Origin of the sequence: Alcaligenes sp. CHO6 (assembly GCF_037120595.1) — a bacterium.
GTDB lineage: Bacteria > Pseudomonadota > Gammaproteobacteria > Burkholderiales > Burkholderiaceae_B > Alcaligenes > Alcaligenes ammonioxydans.
Genome location: NZ_JBANCI010000001.1, coordinates 695,350 through 713,555, shown reverse-complemented (window position 1 = coordinate 713,555; position 18,206 = coordinate 695,350). Strand labels below are relative to the sequence as shown.

The window sequence follows — 18,206 nt, the reverse complement described above, 5'->3', positions numbered from 1 at the left end:
ATATTTCCTTATGGTCCTGGCGCCGCAGCAGGCGTGCGCGTGATAGTGGGTGCTTGTTTAGCCACGGTGTAGTTCAGCTGGATCTGGAGAATGTCGGCCTTGCCACCGCTGGGCAGCTCGCCATCGATTTCCACTGCGGGCAGCGAGATCTCGTATTTGTTGCCCAGGCTGTCGGTGATTGGGAAGGCAATGGCAATGGGCGTGCGCGTGAACTGGTTCTTCCACAGCTCCCACGCCTTTTTGGACCAGGCCAGATTCACAGTGCCGGTAATGGCGGCCGACGTTTCGATCAGCGCACCCGGCCCCAGGCGCTCAGCCCCGAAGCACCGCTGCGTCTGCAGGTTGTTATCGATGTTCAGGGTCAAGCCGGAGACGCAGGCCTGGCCAGCCAGCGAGACGCCGTTCGCTTTCACGTCGCCCACGCTGATCGAAGACATGAACGGCGTATCCGTGGGCGCTGCTGGTGTGGTCGCAAACGGCGTTTCCTTATCCTCATAGTCCAGGCAAGACATCGAGAACGTCACTGTGGCTTTGCCCTCTTCCGGCACTTCCAATGCCATAGAGCTGACATGCGCGCCCTTGAACAAGGCATAGACACCGACATCGCGGTAGCCCTTGGCAACGCTGAAAGTAGTGCGCGTCTCGCCCACGGTCAGTTTATTGGCCGTCCAGGCGCCATAGAAGGCGGCAGCCAGCAGGTCGTCAAACGTGCCGTAAGACAGCTCACCCGTGATGTCGCCGGCGATGTCTACACTGGTGGTGATAGAGCCCTGACCGATGCGTGAGTCCGTGATTTCTTCGGACTCTTCGGTGTTGGGCGTGGGGGTCAGGGTGTTGCCGGTGACGCGCAGGGTCTGCCAGCCAGAGCTGGGCGTGACGCCGGGCGTGACCTCCTTGACGATGTGGGTTGTGACTTTTGCACCGCTGGACATGGCGTGCTCCTATGATGGCGTAAAAAAACCGGCTCGGGGCCGGGTCAGTTCAGTTGCAGAGATGGCTGCATCTGTTCGGATATTTGATTCACCCGCGTTACCAGGGGTGGCTTTCGGCGTTTATGTTCGCTCAGACCTCGGCCGCACAGGCTGGCGAATCGGTCTTGTGCGTCTAGTGCGGCCTTAGCCTCGAACCACTCTTGAATAAGCGACTGAGCCGATTGATGCCCTTCCAGGATGTCCAGCACCCAGCGCCGGAACTCTTGGGCTCTGGATGTGCGGGCAAACATACCGATCAGGTGCGCTCCCCGAAGGCTGAATACCCTCGTTTGGGTTACGAGATTCCCCGAAGCCCCCAAAGTGGGGGTCTCGACAATCTGCGTCATCGAGGCTGAAAACTCAGCCTTGTGGCGGTCATAGATGCGCGTCACCTTATCGGCGCGAGCATACCCAAGGGCTCGTGCAATATCCGCCGCACTGGCCCACTTCTTTCCATCCTTGTCTATCAAGCGGATGGTTTGGTTTTGGAACATCAGTTCTTTCATCGTTTCGTTCTCCGAAAAGAAAAGGGCCGCCCGCAATGGGCAGCCCCGGACTTTTCAAAGCTCTTCCACCCTTTCGGGCTCGGTATCTACCGATTTAAGGCTGCCAAGAAAACAAGAAACCGGCTCGCAGCCGGTAATAGATAGATTGATACTGACTATCCAGCCCTAAACCGGATATTGACGTTGATCTGATAGAAACCCAGGCCCTGCGGCCGGCCTACGGAATCGCCGGTGCCAACGTCCACCTGACTCGCCTCCAGGCACTCCAAATCGCCCTGGGACCAGTAGGAAAAGTGCTCTTCCAGCAGGTCGGCCAGGCGATTAAGAGCGCCCACTCCAGCGCCGATGCGGTCGAAGCACTGAACGGTGATCATGCCGGGCTTGCGGCTATGTGGTCGGTCGGCCATACCTGCCATGAAGGCTTGCCCATGCTGGATGCTCAGACGACACCACAGACCTGACTCCGGCGGCGTGAATGCCGTCAGGGAGTTGGGATAATCAATGCGCGCCTGGTCAATACCGGGAAAGACTGACATTCGCGTCGTGATAGCGCGCCGGATCTGCTCAAAGGTCATTTGGTGTGTTTCTCCACGACAGCGGCGAAAGCCACGCCATACACCCCAGCGGGCGCCTGGCCTGAATGGCCATCCTCCAGTACCTCGCCGTAGGGGATGTTGTTCTGGATGACGGTTTCGCAATATGGACTGGCAGCAGAGCTGATGGCCTCATTGCCAGCTTGTAGCGTCTCGGCTCCTGATGGGTCGATTTTCTCCAGGTCGTAGCCCAGATCCACCCCGTCGATGCTGACGCGGTGATTTGCTCGGTAAGCGCCGGAGTCCACAGGCGAGCTCGCAACGACTGCGGCCAGGGCTTCCACGGCAACTTGGTGCCGCTTCTGCCCGAGATCCTGCTCCACCACCTTGATAAACGCAGTGGGCGGTTTACTCCAACCAGTCGCCATGTCAAACCCTCCGTAGCTGCAAAGTCCAGGTAGCACCGACTGGATCCTGGCCGACATTCAGCACTTCCATGCCGTTGATCTTGTCGCCTACCCTGGGTGTGCCGTCCACATCGCCTTGCAGCGCAGTCAGCTTGGAGTCCGTGGCCAATATCCGGATGCCATCGATCAGCTCCAGCTTGTAGCCCCCGATGACGCCCCGGCCGGTATAGGTGATTTCTACCTCTGGCCAGACCTCATTCACCGGATCGTAGGCTTGCCCGCGCTCGATGCGCCGGCCCGTGAACTCAGTCACCGCATCCGCCAGGTCTGTATCGAAGGCCTCGGCTATATCGGCCATCAACTCGTCACGCAGTCCCATATCAAGCCCTCTTCAAGAAAACGACACCACCCCGCCCTATCCAAGGCTTGAGCAGCGCCAGGGCGAGCCGCTCGCCCGCCGTCAGTTGCTGGTAGTTGGACGCAAAGGTTTTACTGGAGTCGACCGTGTCGGCCTTCACGGACTTGCTGGTCACGCCCACCTCGGTCGCACGGTAAAGCCGGTCGGCCGCCGCTTCTATAGCGACCTCGGCGCCAGCCTGTTTCCATTGCGGCGGCATAGGGTCCAGACTGGGCAGACGCTGCTCACCCATCCAGGCATTGGCCAGTAGCACCGCACGCGCCTTTTTGTCCTCGGCAGCCCATGACTGCCCCATCAGCTCGTCCACTTCTGAAACAGTCACGTACTCCATGGCTATTCCGCAGCAGGCAGCAGCGCCAGCAGCTCGTCCTTGCTGGCTTTTGGATCGAAATCGATACCCAGGCCTTTCAGGTACTTGCGCAGGGCAGGCAGCCCCATTTGTGCCGGCTCCAGACTTGCTTCCTGGCGATCGCCCTCGGGCACAACGTGAACAGGCACATCAAGCGCCTCATAAGCCGTAACGATCTCGGGGAAGTCCCCCATAACCGCTACTTCTTTGACTCCACTTTCGGGGCTTCGGAAATAGATCGGGTTGCGCACGGCCACGGACTCGCCTTCAGGCAAGGCGAATGCCGCCTGGGTCGTATACAGAACTCTCATGATTGTTCCTTAATAGCGGGGCCGAAGCCCCGCAGAGGTTTAGCCGCCCGACTGATCTGGCGTCAGATCGATCAAAACACCAGCAGTCGCCTTATCGCTGGTCGCGTACTTGCCCCAGTTGGCACCAGCGCCCAGAGCTGCCAGATTCGGATTCACGCCCGAAGCCTCTTTCCAGGAATAGCCCAGCAGATCCACATTGAACGTGCCTTCAGCGCGGTAACCCAGCGCCAGGTTTTCTTGGTGGTTAATGAGGTAGGAACGCACACCGGGGACTTGGGATTCGGTCAAGGTGACCGCGCCCGCCTGCAGGCCGAAAATGCTGTTGCCGGGCACTTTATCCGAGACCAATACGGGCTTGCCCATGGTGCCGGGTGTGCCGCCATAGATCACGATGCCAGCTTCTTCGTAGATCTTCTGATCGATCGCGTCATCTACCAGGTCGAAATACGTAGCGGAGTCCATGCCAAACAGCGCAATGCGGTTAAAGCGGTCACCGAACTTGCGCATGCCCTTGGTCAGGACCTTCTTGTGATCCGTCGCAAAAGCGGCCTTGGCGACCATATTGACGTTGGAACCGATAGCAGCGGCCAGGGATGCGAAGGCAACTTCGATGTAGTAATCCAGGACGGCGTCGGCCATATCCTGGCCCACCAACATGGAGAACTCTTCAGGGCTACGCGCGCGGCGCTTAAAGGCTTCTTCGGTGGTTTCGTAAGGGCCGTACTTCCAGGGTGTCTTGACCCCGATCATTTCGCCGGCGCCGATCTTCTTACCGGTTACGTCGGCAGCCGAATTGACATCACGGTGCTCAAGCGAGCCGCCAATCTTGCAAAAGGCACGCTTGCGCAAATCGCCTTCGATGTTCTCGTTCTGCAGCACCAAGGCGCCGCCAGAGGATTGATTGAAAATGGCCAGCACTTCCTGGAGACGCTCCAGATAGGCGGTTTGCGCCAGATCGTTATAGATGATCAGGTCGCTGTTGACAGTGGTAGGCATTGAATGCGCTCCTTATTTGGGTAATTTCAGGTAGGCCTCTCGGCCATGATCTTTGACGTACGCAGCAATCTCCGCAGGCGACATCTCGCTGCGCTTTTTGCCGCCCTTGCCGCCTTTGTCGCCGACAGCACCCGCGCCCTGGGCTCGCGGCCACAGATGCGGTGCAGACTCGCGCAGGCCCTCGGCCCATTCGAGTGGGGACAACGGCGTTTTGCCGTCTTTGCCGTAGACAATCTCGCCATCGGCCATCGCGACCGGTTGGCCATCCTCACTTAACTGGAAGACGCTACGCGCACGCAGGATCAGGTCCTCGGCGGCTTCAGGAAGCGCCCCAGCCTTGGCCGAAGCTTCACGGATGGAATCGGCCAGGACCTTGTCCTTGAACCGTGCCGCGAATGCCTCAGCCTTGTCGGCACGCTCCTTTTCCGCTAAAAGCTTCTTCTCTTGATCGGCTCGGAGCCGCTCGGTCCGACGAGAAACCACCTCATCCAGCTTGCCCTCGGCAATCAGACGGGTTTCCTCGTCCTGGTCCGCCTTGCTCAGCAGGCCTTTGACTGCATCAAGGTCCAGGCCGTCAAACTGAGCCTTGAATTGGTCCAGCTCGCCCTTGGCGGTCTTGACCGAACCCAGCAGCTCCTGGTTCTTGGTTTTTAGGCCTGTGACGGCCTTATCGATAGCCTCCTGCCCTTTTGCGGCCAGCGCCTCCTTGAGAGCAGTGGCCTTATCCTCGGGCAGGTCCAAGCCCAGCTCGGCCAGATCGAGATCTTCAAACATGCGGTTTCCCCTTGGGAAGGTTTCGGCCAGCCTCGCCAGCCATAAAAAAAGGCCGCCCCTCGGGCAGCCTCCAAAAAAAACCCGCTCAGAGGCGGGTTACGTGTCGTCTTCCAGCTCCTGTCGGCGCATGGAAATGTTGATGTGCATGTGCAGCCATAGCTCGGGCCGCTCCAGCAAAGGGCGGCGCTCGACGATGCGGTGTTTCCACCATTCGAGAAACATGAAGTCGCAGGGCTGATGCTCAATCACCGAATATGCTCTTGAAGGTATCCGCGTCACGCCGACGCAGCTCCTGCAAAGTGTACTGACGCCCACGCGGATCGACAAAGCGACTCAAGTCGTAGCCGCCATCCTGATACAGCTTATATCGGGCTGGTCCCAACCATTCGCGCTGAAACGCAGCATCCTGGCCGCGAAACCAACTGCCGTACTTTGTGCTGGCCTGCACTTGGCCAACTTTCAGCTCCGCCTTCTCACGCTGCGCCTTAGTCATGTCCCCCACCGGTCGAAAGCTGGCTGGCCGTGGGACACGCTCACCGTCCTCGCCAATCCGGTAGCCGCCGCGCACCTTAAGCGAACGCACAAATGGCCGGTTGCCCACCAGGTCACCATCAAAGCTTGGTGCAAGAACGGTACGGCAGTTCGGATGATACGGAGGGCGTGGAAAATCCGAATCAACTTCGTACCGCGTACCATCCATCGCCGCGCAGTACTTGCTGGTGCGCCCGTCCAGCGTGGCAACAACCACCAAGTACTTCACGCCCAGGGCACGGTAGGTGTTTTCATACGCCACGTTTGAGACATGGTTGCGTGCCGTGCGCACCACCCGCTCCACGTCCAGCTTGCTGCGATGTATCAGGCCGTCCTGGTAGCGCAGTTTGTCGGTACCCCGCAAGCCTCGGATGATATCGGCGTTGGTCTGCCCCTCCCCAATCCCCTGCCGAATCCCGGCATAGATCCGGGCACGAGCCTGGACGGGGATGTCAGTCAGTAGATCGTCCAGCAGTTGACCACCAAACACCGGCCGGTCAGCGGCGGCCTTGAGCGCCTTGACTGCCGGCACCTTGACCTTGGGCAGGCCATCGACGGCCCTGCCCATTACCTCGGTAATATAGGCAATCTCGTATCCGGCCAGCGCCAGAGCACTGGTAGACCATTCTGCTCGGATGGCCCTGTCCAACGCCTTGGCGGCCTGGTCGATCTCGCCCTTCAGGGCTTTGAGCGCATCCGTCGTATAGCGGCCAGCCAGGAATGCCTCCCGCTCGCCCGGGCTCAACGCCTCCAGCAGTGGCAGCAGTTCCTTGGCCAAGCCGGCGCCGATGCGATCCAGCTCCAGCCAGAGGCGGTTGACGGCCTGCGACGATGCCCGATAGCCATAAGACGAATGCTGGGCCAGCGCCGCAACAATAGCCCGCTGGGCATCACTCAGACTCGCCATTCTCTACGCCTCCAGGGTTCTCGATGTGCAGCGCCTCTTCGTCATACGAGCGCTCAGGCAGTTTGCCCAGGATCAGATACTGCCAGTAGGCGTCCGCACTGATCTTGCCAGCCATGACCGCCTGCAGCAGTTGCTGGGCAATGGCTGGATCAATCACTGGCGTGCTGAATTCCGGCTTGACCGTGAACTTTACGCCGTCAGGATTCTCGCCGATCCACTCAGCGATATAGCGCAGGCCTTGCTCGATAGCTTCGGCCACCGTCACGACAATGGTGTGTAGCGTCGCGTGCTGGTCATCCTGGCGCGCCTTGCGGGCCTCGCCCGACTCGGTGCCGGCCATGTCCATGACCTTGGCACCGGCCTCCAGCGCCGCCCCCTTCTGATCCTGCATCGCACGGCGCACGGCATCGATACCAGCCCCTTGGAACTCCAGGTAGCCACACTCGCCGTCCGGGCCAAGATCCCACGCTGCTGACGGACCGGTTACCGAGAGCGGTTTATCCGCTTCCAGTCCAGACACCCACGGCTGCGGATGGCTGGTGTAGTGCAGGCTGGTGAAATAGTCGGCGCTGAGCTGATACGACTTAATTGCCGCACGCGCCATGGTCAAGAGTGGCACTTCGTCTACAGCAGGAGCATTATCGGTCGAGCCGCAGTAGATGACCGGTAGGAACTCCAGCCCTTTTGCTACCTGCCCGCCGGTGGCCACCGTACCCAGCGGCCGGCGCTCTTCAATAATTTGCCCATCGCTGCCCTGCACCTCGGTGAAACAAACTCCATCATCCAGCACATAGACGCGATAAACAGCTTCAGTGTCGTGCGAAAAGACGTCATCGCCCTTCTCACGGAACTCCCGGAAAACTGCCAACACCAAGTCCTGACGCCCTTCTATCGTTGCCTCTTTCCAATTGGTGGCGTTCGTAGCTCGGTAGGTAGCGAAGTATGGCTGCCCTTGCTCATCGATATTCACCACAGTAGGCACACGACCATGGGAGACAGCCTGGCGCACCATACGCAGGAACAACTGCTTGAGGCTGAACCCGTCATCTGTAGCGTTTTGCTCCATGGCCTGCATGCGCGCGGGTAACTCAATCTCAGGCTGCAGCCGCGAGACCAGCCCCATCATCGAACGCAGGCTGTCGCGCACCCAGTGCTCGTACTGGGCGCGCTCTCGATACCCTTCATACAGGTAGCGGTTTTCACCGCTGAGCTTCTCCGCCTCGACCATGCCGGCTGGCTTGGGCAGATAGTTTTCCTTGGCCTTGATGGCCCGCTCTCCCTCCAAGGCATCGTCCATCATTTCCCATTCGGGCAGGTGTGCATCGTAGTCGGGATGCGTGGTTGTGACTGACATTACGCCAAACCTCCAATCTGGCGCTGTCCGGCGCTCGGTTTCTTAATTGGGTAACGGTGGACCAGGAAATAACCCTGCGCATCGTTTGCATGGTCATGCCCTGAGCTCTTGTCCGGCTCCCCGTTTTTGTCGTAGGCCTGCTGCTCCAGCGCCTCGGTCAGCACCGGGCAGCGATCCGTGTTCACTTTCCAGCGTCGCTGGTCCATATCATTGAGAAGCATGGCGTTCACCGCGTTGACCCGGTCGCGCACGGATGGGTTGCGGCTGTTCGCCCTTACAGTGAACCCCGCCTGCCGCAGAATGGTCAGGTCCGATTCGCTCGCGTTCTTGCTGCTCGTGTTCTGACCACTGGCGTCGGGATAGACCACCACGGCATGCCCTCGATCCTTGAACCGATCTTTGAGCAGCTTGGCCATGGCGGGCGTATCCCTCACCTCGGTCAGTTCAGCCACGGTGATCGGCAAGTCATCGCGGATCACATTGATGGTGGCCGTCATGTTCAGCACGTTGAAGTCCATACCCACATGCAGCGTCTCGTTCGGTCGCTCCACCTCGGCACTGTGATTGAGCCGCCGGCAGAAGGACGGGTACACGCTGCCGCTGTTCAGGTTCACGAAGCGGCCCTGCAGGTACGCCTCGATCAGTTGCGCCGGGTAGGACTCGCGCAAGGAATCAACATAGTCATCCGGCAGGAACGGATTGCTTGAGGTGGCCGCCTGGACCATCACATAGCCCGGCTTGGGCTTGCGGGCCCAGGTCTCATAAGCAAACCGGAACCCCTCGGGCGTCGAATAGGCGCTCACCCGGTTGAACGGCTTGTCCACGCCTTTGGGCTTTTGACGGTTACGAGCAATGATCTTGCGCCAGGCCGCCTCCGCCTGCACCTTCTTCAAGGTGTCGATCTCGTCCACATGCGCCCGGTAAGACTCATACCCCACGATACGCGCCGGGTTCTCCAACGTGCGCAGGATAAAGTCGCCGCAGTTCGGCGCGCTGGTATAGATGATGTTTTCCTGCTTGTTGTACTTGTAACGGATGCCCAGGTCGGATAGCTTCTCTTCCATCCGCGGTGCCAAGATTAGGCGCACCAGGTCATAGGTGGGCTCGTACAAGGCAATCAGGGCATCCGAGGACTGCAGCGCGTCGCGCAGTGCGCAGTTGGCTAGGGTCTCTGTCTTGCCGCTTCCAAAGCCGCCAATAAAAGCCGGGTACTTGGCCTCAGTCTGAAAGAACCGCGCTTGCGGCTCCGTCATCTGTAGGCGAAGGGTTCGGCTTTGCATTCACAATCTCGATTTGGATCTTGCCCACCGGCGTTTCGTCCGGCGGCGAATTCTTGGCCAGCTCGGCCCGCGTACGCTCCAGGCTCTCGATGCGAGCCGTCAGCTTGTCGATCAGGCCCGTGTAGTCCCGTACCTTGCTGGTGGTGGTCACCTGCTCGGCACCGGCAACCACCACGCCGTCGATGATGACCGGCTCGCGCTTCTCGCTGTCCAGCTCCAGGGTGTTGCCGTACTCGGCTTCCCGAGCCAAAGCGCGCATCAGGCGTATCCGCGTCAGGCGCAGCTCTTCATCGACCTTGCCCAGTTCAATCTGGGCAGCCAAGTCTTTTTCTTCTTCGGTGAAATACTGGGAGTAGATGCTCCCTGGAGTGGCGGCGTGCTTGTTGCCCTTATTGGCTTTGCTCGCTCCACCGCCGTGTAACTTGCAGCGCGTGGACCCCGGCACCGCATGGCGCTTACATGGCTCCCCGCTGCGCGTCTTTGCGCCACATAGGGCCATGTCAGCACCTCATTCATGGGGTGTTTTGGAAATTTACTACGAAAGGGAAGGCCAGAAGGCGCTCAGTCGACATAGAACCCGAGCCTATCCGCATCGATCCGGATAGGCGTAAAAAAACCGCCCTAAGGCGGCTTACGTACTACCCGACATCTTCGTCCTCGCGACACCCTGCAGCGATCTTATACAGAATCGACATACCAAGCTCGTAGGCCGTGCCAATAACTTGCCCACTTGTCAATGCATGTATTCTGAGGCTCTCCCGCTCTTGGCCCGAGCCTATGTATGCATCCCCATACTCTGGGACGGTAAATGCCCATACCGGCTGATATTCCAATTGATTAAATGAAGTCAAAACCTCGCGATCAACAATTACTAGTCCGGCGACGCCACTTTCCAAAACAGTCCATTCTACTCGTAGCCTGCCACGCCCCAAAGGGGACTCGATTAGCGCGCACACTGGCCAATCAGAATGCGACGTGAGTGATAACCCTGTCCGACTCTGACTATCAAATTCAATGCCTAGTTGCTTAACAATAGCCGATATTCTACCTTTGACCTTCTCTGCACCCTCAACTGCATGGTAGAGCTTATCCAATTTGATCCGAGGAATTCTAGTAAACAGCATGGCTTCTCATGTCAAAAAAGTGCTGATCAAACCACTAACGTCCTGTGGAGCTAAGCCCTAGCCTACCACGCTCATCACTGAACTAACACAAACCCAGTAGCCGCAGAGGAAACATGTCAAAATAGCCTACGTCAAAGCCGAAAAGTACAATTATAGAAGAGCCACGACCAATTCAGTTTTAATACAGACCTATGCCCAGCATAACAAACGACGTTATCGCTCTATTGCAATATCTACTTCCTGGCTTCATTGTTGCTGGAGTGATTTATGTACTTACCCCGCACGAGCGCCCGTCGCAATTTGAACGAATAGTAGAAGCCCTCATCTACTCAATGACCGTTAACTTATTTGTCGGCCTTGAAAAAAAGTTTTTACTTTTCCTTGGCAACTGGGTAACGCTCGGTCAGATGGATACTGATTCAGAAACGCTTCTATCGCTTACCACAGCGACGTTCACGGGCCTATTTATCAGCTACTTGTGGAATAAAGACCATCTACACAGACTATTTAGAGCATTAAGAATATCTAAAAAAAGCTCGCACCCAAGTGGTTGGCATGCTGCATTTAGCAGAGACCCGACATATATCATTCTTCACATCAAAGGAGAGCGGAGGCTATATGGCTGGCCGCTCTGGTGGCCATCCAGTGGTGAGAAAGACCACTTCCATATGACAAATTGCGCCTGGTTAGACGACGAGCTAGGAACCATAGACCTGCCTCAAGAGTTCCTTATCAAAGCTTCTGATATAGAATGGATTGAGATTCTTCCCAAGGAGCGCCTTTAAAATGAGCAAAATACGTCCCCCAGCCACTCCCGCTAGAACTCCAGGCGGGCATGAACAAAATAATGCCAACCCGCCTCCTACATACCAACGGCCACCCCCGCCTCCTGCACCACCCAAACCCAAGTCATAAAACAAGCCCGCCGATCTTTCGACTGGCGGGCCTGTTCAAAACCTATAGGCACAGTTGTGCTGCCTGTATTGTTGCGGTTTCTGTTGCGGTCGGCAAGAACTTGATGTTGCGGTTTTCCACCAATATTCAGCATCGCCGCCATTCACTGTCTGCGCGCGGGAACTACCAATCTGCCCATTGGTTTCAAGCGCGTAAAGCACACGCTGAATTCCGACGCGTATAGACGCCCGCTGCTTAGGGGTTGAGTTCGGAGCCACATATCCAACGATATGCCGAACCTTAAAACGTCGGCCAGGATGCGCACCCATGAGATTGATAACTTCATTGGCGTACTTCACCGCACCTTCCTCCACACCAATTCCTTGAACAACCCCAGGTACAGCTTGTACTCGGACTCTCGTACACACACACCGGTCACGGCTTTAATCCATCGCTGGGCCTTTTCACGGCGTTGGCGAGCCGGCAGTCCCCGAAAGAAGCCATGGCGCTGCGGATACTCAGCAATGATGATCATCTGTTCATGATGCGGCAGCGTCTTATGCAGGCGGTCGACCTGCTCGGCCTGCTCTGGCAAGATGACCGGTTTGAGCGCTTCCTCGTCGTCGCAATGCGGCACCACGTCCAGCATGTTCCCCACGCGCTCGCCCGAGGCGCACCAGCGAGCCCAGTTCCACAAGATCGAATCAGCGTCGTACCGTTGCATCCCTCTTCTCCCCGAATAGCTCTCTCAATCCTTCCCGCGCTCGTTCTCGTTTTGCCTCGGGCTGCCGCTCCTGGTGTTCTTTTCGCTTGCGGCGCACGAAATCAACATGCTTCGATGGGTCCTGATACATCCAGCTTGGGTATGACATATCAGACCTCCCGCACCGAAATGCCGTGGACCTGGAGCATGAGCTTGCGCTTCACGATGTAGTCCCGCGTGCGCATGCCCTTGGCGTCCTCTATTACCTGCTGACCGGTGCGGGCGTCCGTATACCGGAAATCCGCCACGTACTCACAGGCTCGCTCAGCCTTACCATCTGCCCGGCGCTGCTTGGGGATCAGCTCGAAACGTGGCTGCAGCTCCAGGCCGGTGATCTGCCCTGCCCGTTCCAGCAGTTTCAGTTGCTGGTAGCGGGTGGCTTCCAGCTTGCTGGGAAACTGGATGCCGTCGATTACCGTCTTGCGGTTTCCGTACTTGCGTTTCATGCTTGCAGCCTCCGCGGTGAGCTGGGGGCCAATGCCTCCTGCATTTCTCTGTCGCTGAGCTGCTGGAACCCGATGCGTTGCGTTTCGGAGCCGTTCTGCAGCACCAGCTTGGCGCGCACCGCATCACCGATCAGCACCGGCGGCTCTACCGGCTGGCCGGCCTGGCTGTTCTGCGCTTCAGCAATACCCGGTAGCCAACGGGGGTATTCCAGGCTGGGGCGCGTGGCATAGCCTCGGTAGCGGTTCTCGAACTCACGCGCCACAAACGGCCACTCGTCCTCTTTCTTAGTCCCCAGTGCGATCCAGCCGCCCATATCCTGCAGCACCAGCAGGATGATCGGGTCGTCAAATGTCACGCTGCGGTATGTGCCGACTGTGCGCACGGCTTTATCCACTTTGGCCCAGGCCACCAAGGCGCTATCCTGAGTTGAGCCGCGCAAGAGCTTCACAATGTCCGAAGGCTTAGGCACATACTGGCCGTTGTCGGGGTTCACGCAATGCCGGTTTATGGCTTCGTTCACGGCAGGGTAATCAAAGGGTTTCATGGCTTCCCACCAGACGTTCAACGCAAAGCGTGATGTGTCCCTGTGGTAGAAGGCATAGACGTCGGCCATAAGGCCAAAGAACTGCTGTTTTTCAGTGTCGTGCATCTCAGGACTCCAAAGCGGCTAGACGGGCAATTTCTCGGTTTCGGGCTTCCAGGGCCTCCTGGCGATTCAAGGCTCCGGACTGCGCTAAGAGCCCTTGTCCGGCGTTGCTTTCCTTGATGCCAAAAAGCCCAGTCCAGCCACGCTCAATGCTTTGCTCGATAGCGGCTGTTGGGTCCTGCCCGGCGGCATGCAGCTTGGCAAGCGTTCGCAGAGAAAGCCGTTTGGCTGCCTCCGTCCAAGCCTTACCGGATTTTTCTTTTCGGAATTCATCCCACATCGACCACGAATCAGAGTCCAGCCAGTCGGGCAAAACCAAGGCGTCAGCCTTTGATGGTTTATGACGGTTACTTGATGGTTCTATGGTGGTTATATGCGGGTGCAACCCGTTGCACCCTTTCATGTCGTCGTTTGCACCCTTTGTGTCGTCAGATGCGCCCTTTATGTCTTGAATTGCGCCCTTTTCAGGTGAATTAATGGGCGCAAAATCTGCACCGTTTTTTTCATCAGAAATGGGTGCAATTTCTGCACCGTTTTCTTGGCCCGGTAGTTCGCCACCTTTAATCCAATCAAGGTTGATTCGATACTCGCGAGACTGACCCCGGCCTCCATTGCCGCTATTGACCAGAATCAGCCAGCCAGACTCTTCCATCCTGCGCAGTTGGTACTGGACAGTGCGGCGCGATTGGCGCGTCTTAGTCATCAAGTGGTCGATGGAGGGGAAAACCTTGGTCCCGTCGTCATCAGCGTGATCAGCCAACGCCAGGGCAAGAATCATCTCGCCGCCGCCAACTGGGTACCGCTTAAACACAGCGGTCATTACCTCAACACTCATACAGCCTCCCGCTGTGTCATACCGAGCAGATCCAGTTCGGTTGTGCCGTACATGCGCTCAAACGCCCTACGTCCCAGGCCGTGGTAGCCGGTGGCGCCTCGATGGTGCTCAGGGCATAAAGGAATAGTCATCAGGTGGCTGTTGCGCTGCCCTGCCCCCATGCCGTGGCGAATATGGTGAATCTCTGCTGGCGTGTTCCCGTACCCCAGGAATCGGCACAGGATGCAACCAGACTCAGATTGAGCGTTCATATGCTGGCGCTCGGATTTTGTCGCTGCGCGCTTGTTACTGCGCTTCTTCCAGGGGCTGCGTGCCATAGTCTTTGTCGGGGCCTTGAAGGTGCTGTTCCAGGCTCTCATGAGAACTCCACTCCATACTCTTGGGCGGCATGAGCCTGAACACGCTCGCAGTACTCCGAAAACTGCGAGACCGTCATATCGGTGGTGGACAGCCGGCGGGTAACCACCTCACCATCGGGCAACGTGATGTCTTCGCAAACACCGAACAAGCGCCCATACAGTTCGTGCCAGGATTCTTTGCTGAACTGGCGCCCGCCCACCCAGGCCTGCTCAGCGATCGGAGTGATCACCGCGGCCCAGTAGTAGCGATTCTGGACGCTGCGACGCTTTGCCTCTGCTTGAGTCACGATGACCTTGAGCGGCTTATCGTTGTCGATCGCGGCACGCGCATTCGCCCGCACCAATGCCACAAGGTTGTTCCAACTCAGTCCATCCCGAAGCGTGAACTCCCGATAGATCAAACGCATATCAGGCTCCCACATGCTTACGCTGGGCGATCTGCTCCTCCAGAGCCGAGCGAGCCGCGCGCTGCGTACCAATGGATTCAGACAGTTCCTTGTGTGCGGCTTCCATCGCATCCAAGCTGCTGTCCTGGGAAAGGTTCAGCACCGCCGCCATGGCTTCCGAGCCTTCCTTGTTGATCGCCTTCACGCGGTCCACCACATCGAACTCTTGCCCGAAGCAGAAAATGAACTTGCGCGCCGAGAAACCCAACGGACGCAGCATTTCGTTCACGTACGCGTAGCGCAGGTCTTCGGGCATGGCCAACAGAATGGACTGCTCGAAGTTCGCCGGCATGTAGTTGCTGTCTTTGGTCTGATCGTCGAGCCAGCGAAAGATCCGATCAGCCGCGTTCTTAGCCAACGTGAATGTGTCACCGGCCGTCTCGAAACGAACTTTGCTGCTGGACTCCAGGCCGTGGCGTTGATGGGTTTCAACAATGGCCAGCGCCACCGCCTCGCGGCTGCCCGCACGCGCGCGCCATTGATCGACGTAGTGCAGCAAGGTCTTCAGCTTGGATTTGTGCGACTCGTTTCGCATGATTGATCCGTCCTGCTTTCGTAAAGTAGCCCCTGAGAACTTTGCAATCCTCGGGAACTACGAATGGATAAGAATCTGAATGGGCCGGACACTACCGGCATGGAAGAAGAAATCGACTTAGAGCGCCTGGAGCTGCTGGACCGTGCCGAAGAGCTGGCCAGGCAAATGTTTGAATACCCAACAGAGGCTCATGTAGAGGGCGTGCTAGATCGACTGCTATGGAATGAATTTCACGGCTTAGGTGAGGCCGGGGCCTCCACCCTTCACTAAATATCTGTGGGGCCGATGGGTATCGGCTCTCGCTTTTCTGGATCACACATTGGCGTTCTCCTTTTTGGGGCGGCGAATCGGCTCGGAGCCAAATACAGATGGCTTCATTGCACGAAACGCAACCATCCACGCCACAGGGATGTGGTTCTCTGTGACCATTTGCGAAATGCGGCCCTTGGTCAGTCCTGTGATGCGCATGACCTCAGCCCTTCCGCCCATAACATCGATAATTTGTTTAGCGTCCATGGTTTTAGTTTAGTGTTCTGAACCAACTCAAGTCAAGCACACTAAACCGAAAACGGTTTAGATTTCCAAACTATGAATACGTCCACCCCGCTACAAAAAAGAATGCACCAGATGATTGAGGCTCTTCGGGACCAAGGCTTCGATCAGATCGATGTGGCCAAAGCCGCTGGGGTCTCAAAAGGAACGGTCACCCAGTGGCTAGATGGCAACATCAAATCCATAAAAATGGAGAACGCCCTTGGGATTGAGGAGCGATTCGGTTACAGCCATGTGTGGCTAGTTCTGGGGAGAGGTGACCCAATAGCTGACAAACAAGCCGGTCAGATGCGCACCTCAAAAAAAGACCAAGCTGTTTTTGAGTTGCTAGATGTGCGTGCAGCTTGTGGCGACGGCTATACCAACGATGATCACCCCGCGGTTGTCTCAACAATGTTTCTGCCAGCCCAGGTTGCGCAGGAAATGCTGGGCACCACAAACCGCAATGGCAATATCAAGCTCATCACGGCAGCCAAAGACTCAATGGCGCCAACGATCAATCCCGATGACCTAGTCTTTGTGGACACAGCGGTGAATGAGTATGTCGGGGAGACCGTTTACCTAATCCTCCATGGCAACGAGCTGCTGTGTAAGCGCTTATCGTTGGTTGGCCGCGACATTGTGGTTTCATCAGACAACAAAAGTTACCCTGACTGGAAGTGGAGCGAACGCCCGGATGCAACACGCATTATTGGCCGGGTTGTCCGTGTGCTGCCGATCCAGTTTAAGAAATTTGGATCGGATCGATGACACGAAACGTGACCCAGCCCAGGGAGGCTGTACGTAAGACGGACTGAGCAGGAAGAGACAAGGAGCCATTTGGCTCCTTTTTTATACGAAAATAACAAACGCCATTAAAAACATAGAATTATTTACAAAATGGCATTTCATGAAATATTGAAGGATTAATTTCAACAATCCTTCTTGTGCAAACACAAGCCGCTCCATCAAGCCCAAGAAATCAAAGCTTCATCGACGCAGCCCCTCCGCTGTACCAGCAGCCTGCATGCGTAAAAGAGGTGCCCCCCTACCCGAAGCCACGTCCCCCGAAGGGCGAGCTTACTCGAGAACAGGCAACTGGCATTAGCCACTTAGCAAGCTGGCGCGCCCGGTAAATATAATATAAAATATCTATTAAAAATTTACCAATCCATGCAACCAATTGATTTATATGGAATTAAGTGGAAAATCTACCAAAAAAAGAGCTTATTAATGTCGTCAAAGCAGGAATGACCGGTTCGCGAAGCGCATTTGCGCTAGCGGTAGGACGCCTCGCCGTCAAGCTCAAAAAAACCGATCTCACTTTAGCCCAAGAGATCTCAAAATTTTTATCAATGGAGAATGTCATGCGTGGAGCAGGAGAGTTCGCACCAGCACCAGTTGACGTGGACTCTCGAATGGAGCTCGTTGAAACTATTTATCCCGTACAGCTAGCTAAACAACCCATTTTTGATAGGGAAACGCAATCCACGCTAAATTTGGTATTAAAAGAGTGGAGTCGACTAAATGAGCTCTTGCAGGAAGGCCTTGCTCCCGCTCGAATGCTGCTTTTCTGCGGACAGCCAGGAGTCGGCAAGACTCTAGCCGCGCATTGGATGGCACAAGAGCTAGGTCTCCCTCTTCTGACGCTCAACCTAGCGACAGTAATGAGTAGCTTTCTTGGGAAAACCGGCAATAATGTTCGTGCGGTTTTTAATCATGCCGTATCAAGGCCATGTGTTTTATTACTAGACGAGTTTGATGCTATTGCTAAGCGGCGCGATGACGATACAGATGTAGGCGAACTTAAGCGACTCGTTAACGTACTACTACAAGCACTAGATGATTGGCCTATAAACTCGATGCTAATCGCAGCAACGAACCATGGCGATCTATTAGATCCTGCTGTATGGCGTCGTTTTGAACATATAATAAATTTTCAAACGCCAAGCCATGAACTAATTGAGCAATATCTTATTGAATTCGTACAAAACGATATAGCTCGCTCTAATTTGGCCGCATTATTACTTGGCGAATCATTTAGCACAATCCAGCAAATAATACTATCTTCCCGCAAAGAGGCGCTGCTTGAGCAGTCAGAGCTACTAAAAACCCTTGTACGAAATTCTGTTCGATTCCGTTTATCGAAGGGCGGCGTTGAAAAACCGCATGAGGGGGAAATGGTTTTAATGCATTTAGAAGGATACTCTCGGCGTGAAATCGCTGCGCGCTTAGGAAAAACCCATCCGACTGTAAGCAAAGTAATAAAGCGTTATCTTGGAGAATAAG

The 18,206-nt window shown here is 56.4% G+C and carries 27 protein-coding genes and 1 pseudogene; 4 read left to right on the top strand and 24 right to left on the bottom strand.

The annotated features are described in order from the left end of the window. Positions 1–8 precede the first annotated feature (8 nt). From V6936_RS03345 to V6936_RS03275, 15 genes and pseudogenes are all read right to left on the bottom strand, one after another. Positions 9–932 (bottom strand): phage tail tube protein, encoded by a 924-nt coding sequence (locus V6936_RS03345; protein ID WP_336579399.1) that lies wholly within the window; start codon positions 930–932, stop codon positions 9–11. Between the two features lie 44 nt (positions 933–976). Continuing rightward, a complete protein-coding gene (locus tag V6936_RS03340; protein WP_336579398.1) occupies positions 977–1,477 on the bottom strand; it encodes a BRO family protein in 501 nt (166 codons plus the stop codon). A gap of 155 nt (positions 1,478–1,632) precedes the next feature. Further along, complete coding sequence (locus tag V6936_RS03335) at positions 1,633–2,013, bottom strand: hypothetical protein (RefSeq protein ID WP_336579397.1); 381 nt, start codon at positions 2,011–2,013, stop codon at positions 1,633–1,635. A gap of 35 nt (positions 2,014–2,048) precedes the next feature. Continuing rightward, entirely contained in the window at positions 2,049–2,438 is a 390-nt protein-coding gene (locus V6936_RS03330; RefSeq protein ID WP_336579396.1) for a hypothetical protein, read from the bottom strand. Between the two features lies 1 nt (position 2,439). Continuing rightward, positions 2,440–2,796 (bottom strand): hypothetical protein, encoded by a 357-nt coding sequence (locus tag V6936_RS03325; protein ID WP_336579395.1) that lies wholly within the window; start codon positions 2,794–2,796, stop codon positions 2,440–2,442. A 1-nt stretch (position 2,797) separates the two neighbouring features. Next, a complete protein-coding gene (locus tag V6936_RS03320; protein ID WP_336579394.1) occupies positions 2,798–3,166 on the bottom strand; it encodes a hypothetical protein in 369 nt (122 codons plus the stop codon). 2 nt (positions 3,167–3,168) lie between these two features. Further along, entirely contained in the window at positions 3,169–3,495 is a 327-nt protein-coding gene (locus tag V6936_RS03315) for a hypothetical protein (protein ID WP_336579393.1), read from the bottom strand. A 39-nt stretch (positions 3,496–3,534) separates the two neighbouring features. Continuing rightward, complete coding sequence (locus V6936_RS03310) at positions 3,535–4,491, bottom strand: major capsid protein (protein WP_336579392.1); 957 nt, start codon at positions 4,489–4,491, stop codon at positions 3,535–3,537. A 12-nt stretch (positions 4,492–4,503) separates the two neighbouring features. Beyond that, a complete protein-coding gene (locus V6936_RS03305; protein ID WP_336579391.1) occupies positions 4,504–5,265 on the bottom strand; it encodes a hypothetical protein in 762 nt (253 codons plus the stop codon). A gap of 96 nt (positions 5,266–5,361) precedes the next feature. Then, positions 5,362–5,514 (bottom strand): hypothetical protein, encoded by a 153-nt coding sequence (locus tag V6936_RS03300; RefSeq protein ID WP_336579390.1) that lies wholly within the window; start codon positions 5,512–5,514, stop codon positions 5,362–5,364. Then, positions 5,507–6,703, bottom strand: a complete 1,197-nt coding sequence (locus V6936_RS03295) for a minor capsid protein (protein WP_336579389.1) — start codon at positions 6,701–6,703, stop codon at positions 5,507–5,509. The genes V6936_RS03300 and V6936_RS03295 overlap by 8 nt, the downstream gene beginning before the upstream one ends. Beyond that, positions 6,687–8,057 (bottom strand): DUF4055 domain-containing protein, encoded by a 1,371-nt coding sequence (locus V6936_RS03290; RefSeq protein WP_336579388.1) that lies wholly within the window; start codon positions 8,055–8,057, stop codon positions 6,687–6,689. Before V6936_RS03290 ends, V6936_RS03295 begins: the two co-directional genes overlap by 17 nt. Further along, the gene (locus V6936_RS03285; protein WP_336579387.1) at positions 8,057–9,337 is read right to left on the bottom strand and encodes a phage terminase large subunit family protein; all 1,281 of its coding nucleotides are present in this window, start codon (positions 9,335–9,337) and stop codon (positions 8,057–8,059) included. The genes V6936_RS03290 and V6936_RS03285 overlap by 1 nt, the downstream gene beginning before the upstream one ends. Next, positions 9,276–9,659 carry a hypothetical protein gene (locus tag V6936_RS03280; RefSeq protein WP_336579708.1) on the bottom strand — a complete coding sequence of 128 codons (384 nt, stop codon included), beginning with the start codon at positions 9,657–9,659 and terminating at the stop codon, positions 9,276–9,278. Before V6936_RS03280 ends, V6936_RS03285 begins: the two co-directional genes overlap by 62 nt. 96 nt (positions 9,660–9,755) lie before the next feature. After that, a pseudogene (locus V6936_RS03275) lies at positions 9,756–9,836 on the bottom strand (HGGxSTG domain-containing protein); the annotation flags it as partial. Positions 9,837–10,652: 816 nt separating this feature from the next. Between V6936_RS03275 and V6936_RS03270 the strand changes: the two are divergent. Then, positions 10,653–11,246, top strand: a complete 594-nt coding sequence (locus tag V6936_RS03270; protein ID WP_336579386.1) for a DUF6338 family protein — start codon at positions 10,653–10,655, stop codon at positions 11,244–11,246. A 77-nt stretch (positions 11,247–11,323) separates the two neighbouring features. On the opposite strand, the gene V6936_RS03265 is transcribed toward V6936_RS03270, so the two are convergent. The 8 genes from V6936_RS03265 to V6936_RS03230 form a co-directional block, all read right to left on the bottom strand. Then, positions 11,324–11,518, bottom strand: coding sequence for a hypothetical protein (locus V6936_RS03265; protein ID WP_336579385.1), 195 nt, complete (start codon positions 11,516–11,518; stop codon positions 11,324–11,326). Positions 11,519–11,710: 192 nt separating this feature from the next. Next, positions 11,711–12,079, bottom strand: a complete 369-nt coding sequence (locus V6936_RS03260; protein WP_189393915.1) for a hypothetical protein — start codon at positions 12,077–12,079, stop codon at positions 11,711–11,713. Positions 12,080–12,228: 149 nt separating this feature from the next. After that, a complete protein-coding gene (locus tag V6936_RS03255; RefSeq protein WP_336579383.1) occupies positions 12,229–12,564 on the bottom strand; it encodes a DUF1064 domain-containing protein in 336 nt (111 codons plus the stop codon). Then, positions 12,561–13,214, bottom strand: coding sequence for a DUF6475 domain-containing protein (locus tag V6936_RS03250; RefSeq protein ID WP_268378289.1), 654 nt, complete (start codon positions 13,212–13,214; stop codon positions 12,561–12,563). The genes V6936_RS03255 and V6936_RS03250 overlap by 4 nt, the downstream gene beginning before the upstream one ends. 1 nt (position 13,215) lies before the next feature. After that, entirely contained in the window at positions 13,216–14,046 is an 831-nt protein-coding gene (locus V6936_RS03245) for a helix-turn-helix domain-containing protein (protein WP_336579382.1), read from the bottom strand. After that, positions 14,043–14,405, bottom strand: a complete 363-nt coding sequence (locus V6936_RS03240; RefSeq protein WP_336579381.1) for a Ref family recombination enhancement nuclease — start codon at positions 14,403–14,405, stop codon at positions 14,043–14,045. The genes V6936_RS03245 and V6936_RS03240 overlap by 4 nt, the downstream gene beginning before the upstream one ends. Continuing rightward, a complete protein-coding gene (locus V6936_RS03235) occupies positions 14,402–14,812 on the bottom strand; it encodes a recombination protein NinB (protein WP_240688247.1) in 411 nt (136 codons plus the stop codon). Before V6936_RS03235 ends, V6936_RS03240 begins: the two co-directional genes overlap by 4 nt. A 1-nt stretch (position 14,813) precedes the next feature. Next, positions 14,814–15,386: a hypothetical protein gene (locus tag V6936_RS03230; RefSeq protein ID WP_336579379.1), complete on the bottom strand. Its 573-nt coding sequence runs from the start codon at positions 15,384–15,386 to the stop codon at positions 14,814–14,816. 63 nt (positions 15,387–15,449) lie between these two features. Here V6936_RS03230 and V6936_RS03225 point away from each other — a divergent pair, with 63 nt between their 5' ends. After that, positions 15,450–15,656 carry a hypothetical protein gene (locus V6936_RS03225; RefSeq protein ID WP_003800272.1) on the top strand — a complete coding sequence of 69 codons (207 nt, stop codon included), beginning with the start codon at positions 15,450–15,452 and terminating at the stop codon, positions 15,654–15,656. A 42-nt stretch (positions 15,657–15,698) separates the two neighbouring features. On the opposite strand, the gene V6936_RS03220 is transcribed toward V6936_RS03225, so the two are convergent. Then, positions 15,699–15,902, bottom strand: a complete 204-nt coding sequence (locus V6936_RS03220; protein WP_336579378.1) for a hypothetical protein — start codon at positions 15,900–15,902, stop codon at positions 15,699–15,701. Positions 15,903–15,974: 72 nt separating this feature from the next. On the opposite strand from V6936_RS03220, the gene V6936_RS03215 reads away from it, so the two are divergent. Beyond that, positions 15,975–16,688, top strand: coding sequence for a S24 family peptidase (locus tag V6936_RS03215; RefSeq protein WP_336579376.1), 714 nt, complete (start codon positions 15,975–15,977; stop codon positions 16,686–16,688). Positions 16,689–17,119: 431 nt separating this feature from the next. After that, on the top strand, positions 17,120–18,205 hold the full coding sequence (locus V6936_RS03210; protein WP_336579375.1) for an AAA family ATPase: 1,086 nt from the start codon (positions 17,120–17,122) through the stop codon (positions 18,203–18,205). Position 18,206 lies beyond the last annotated feature (1 nt).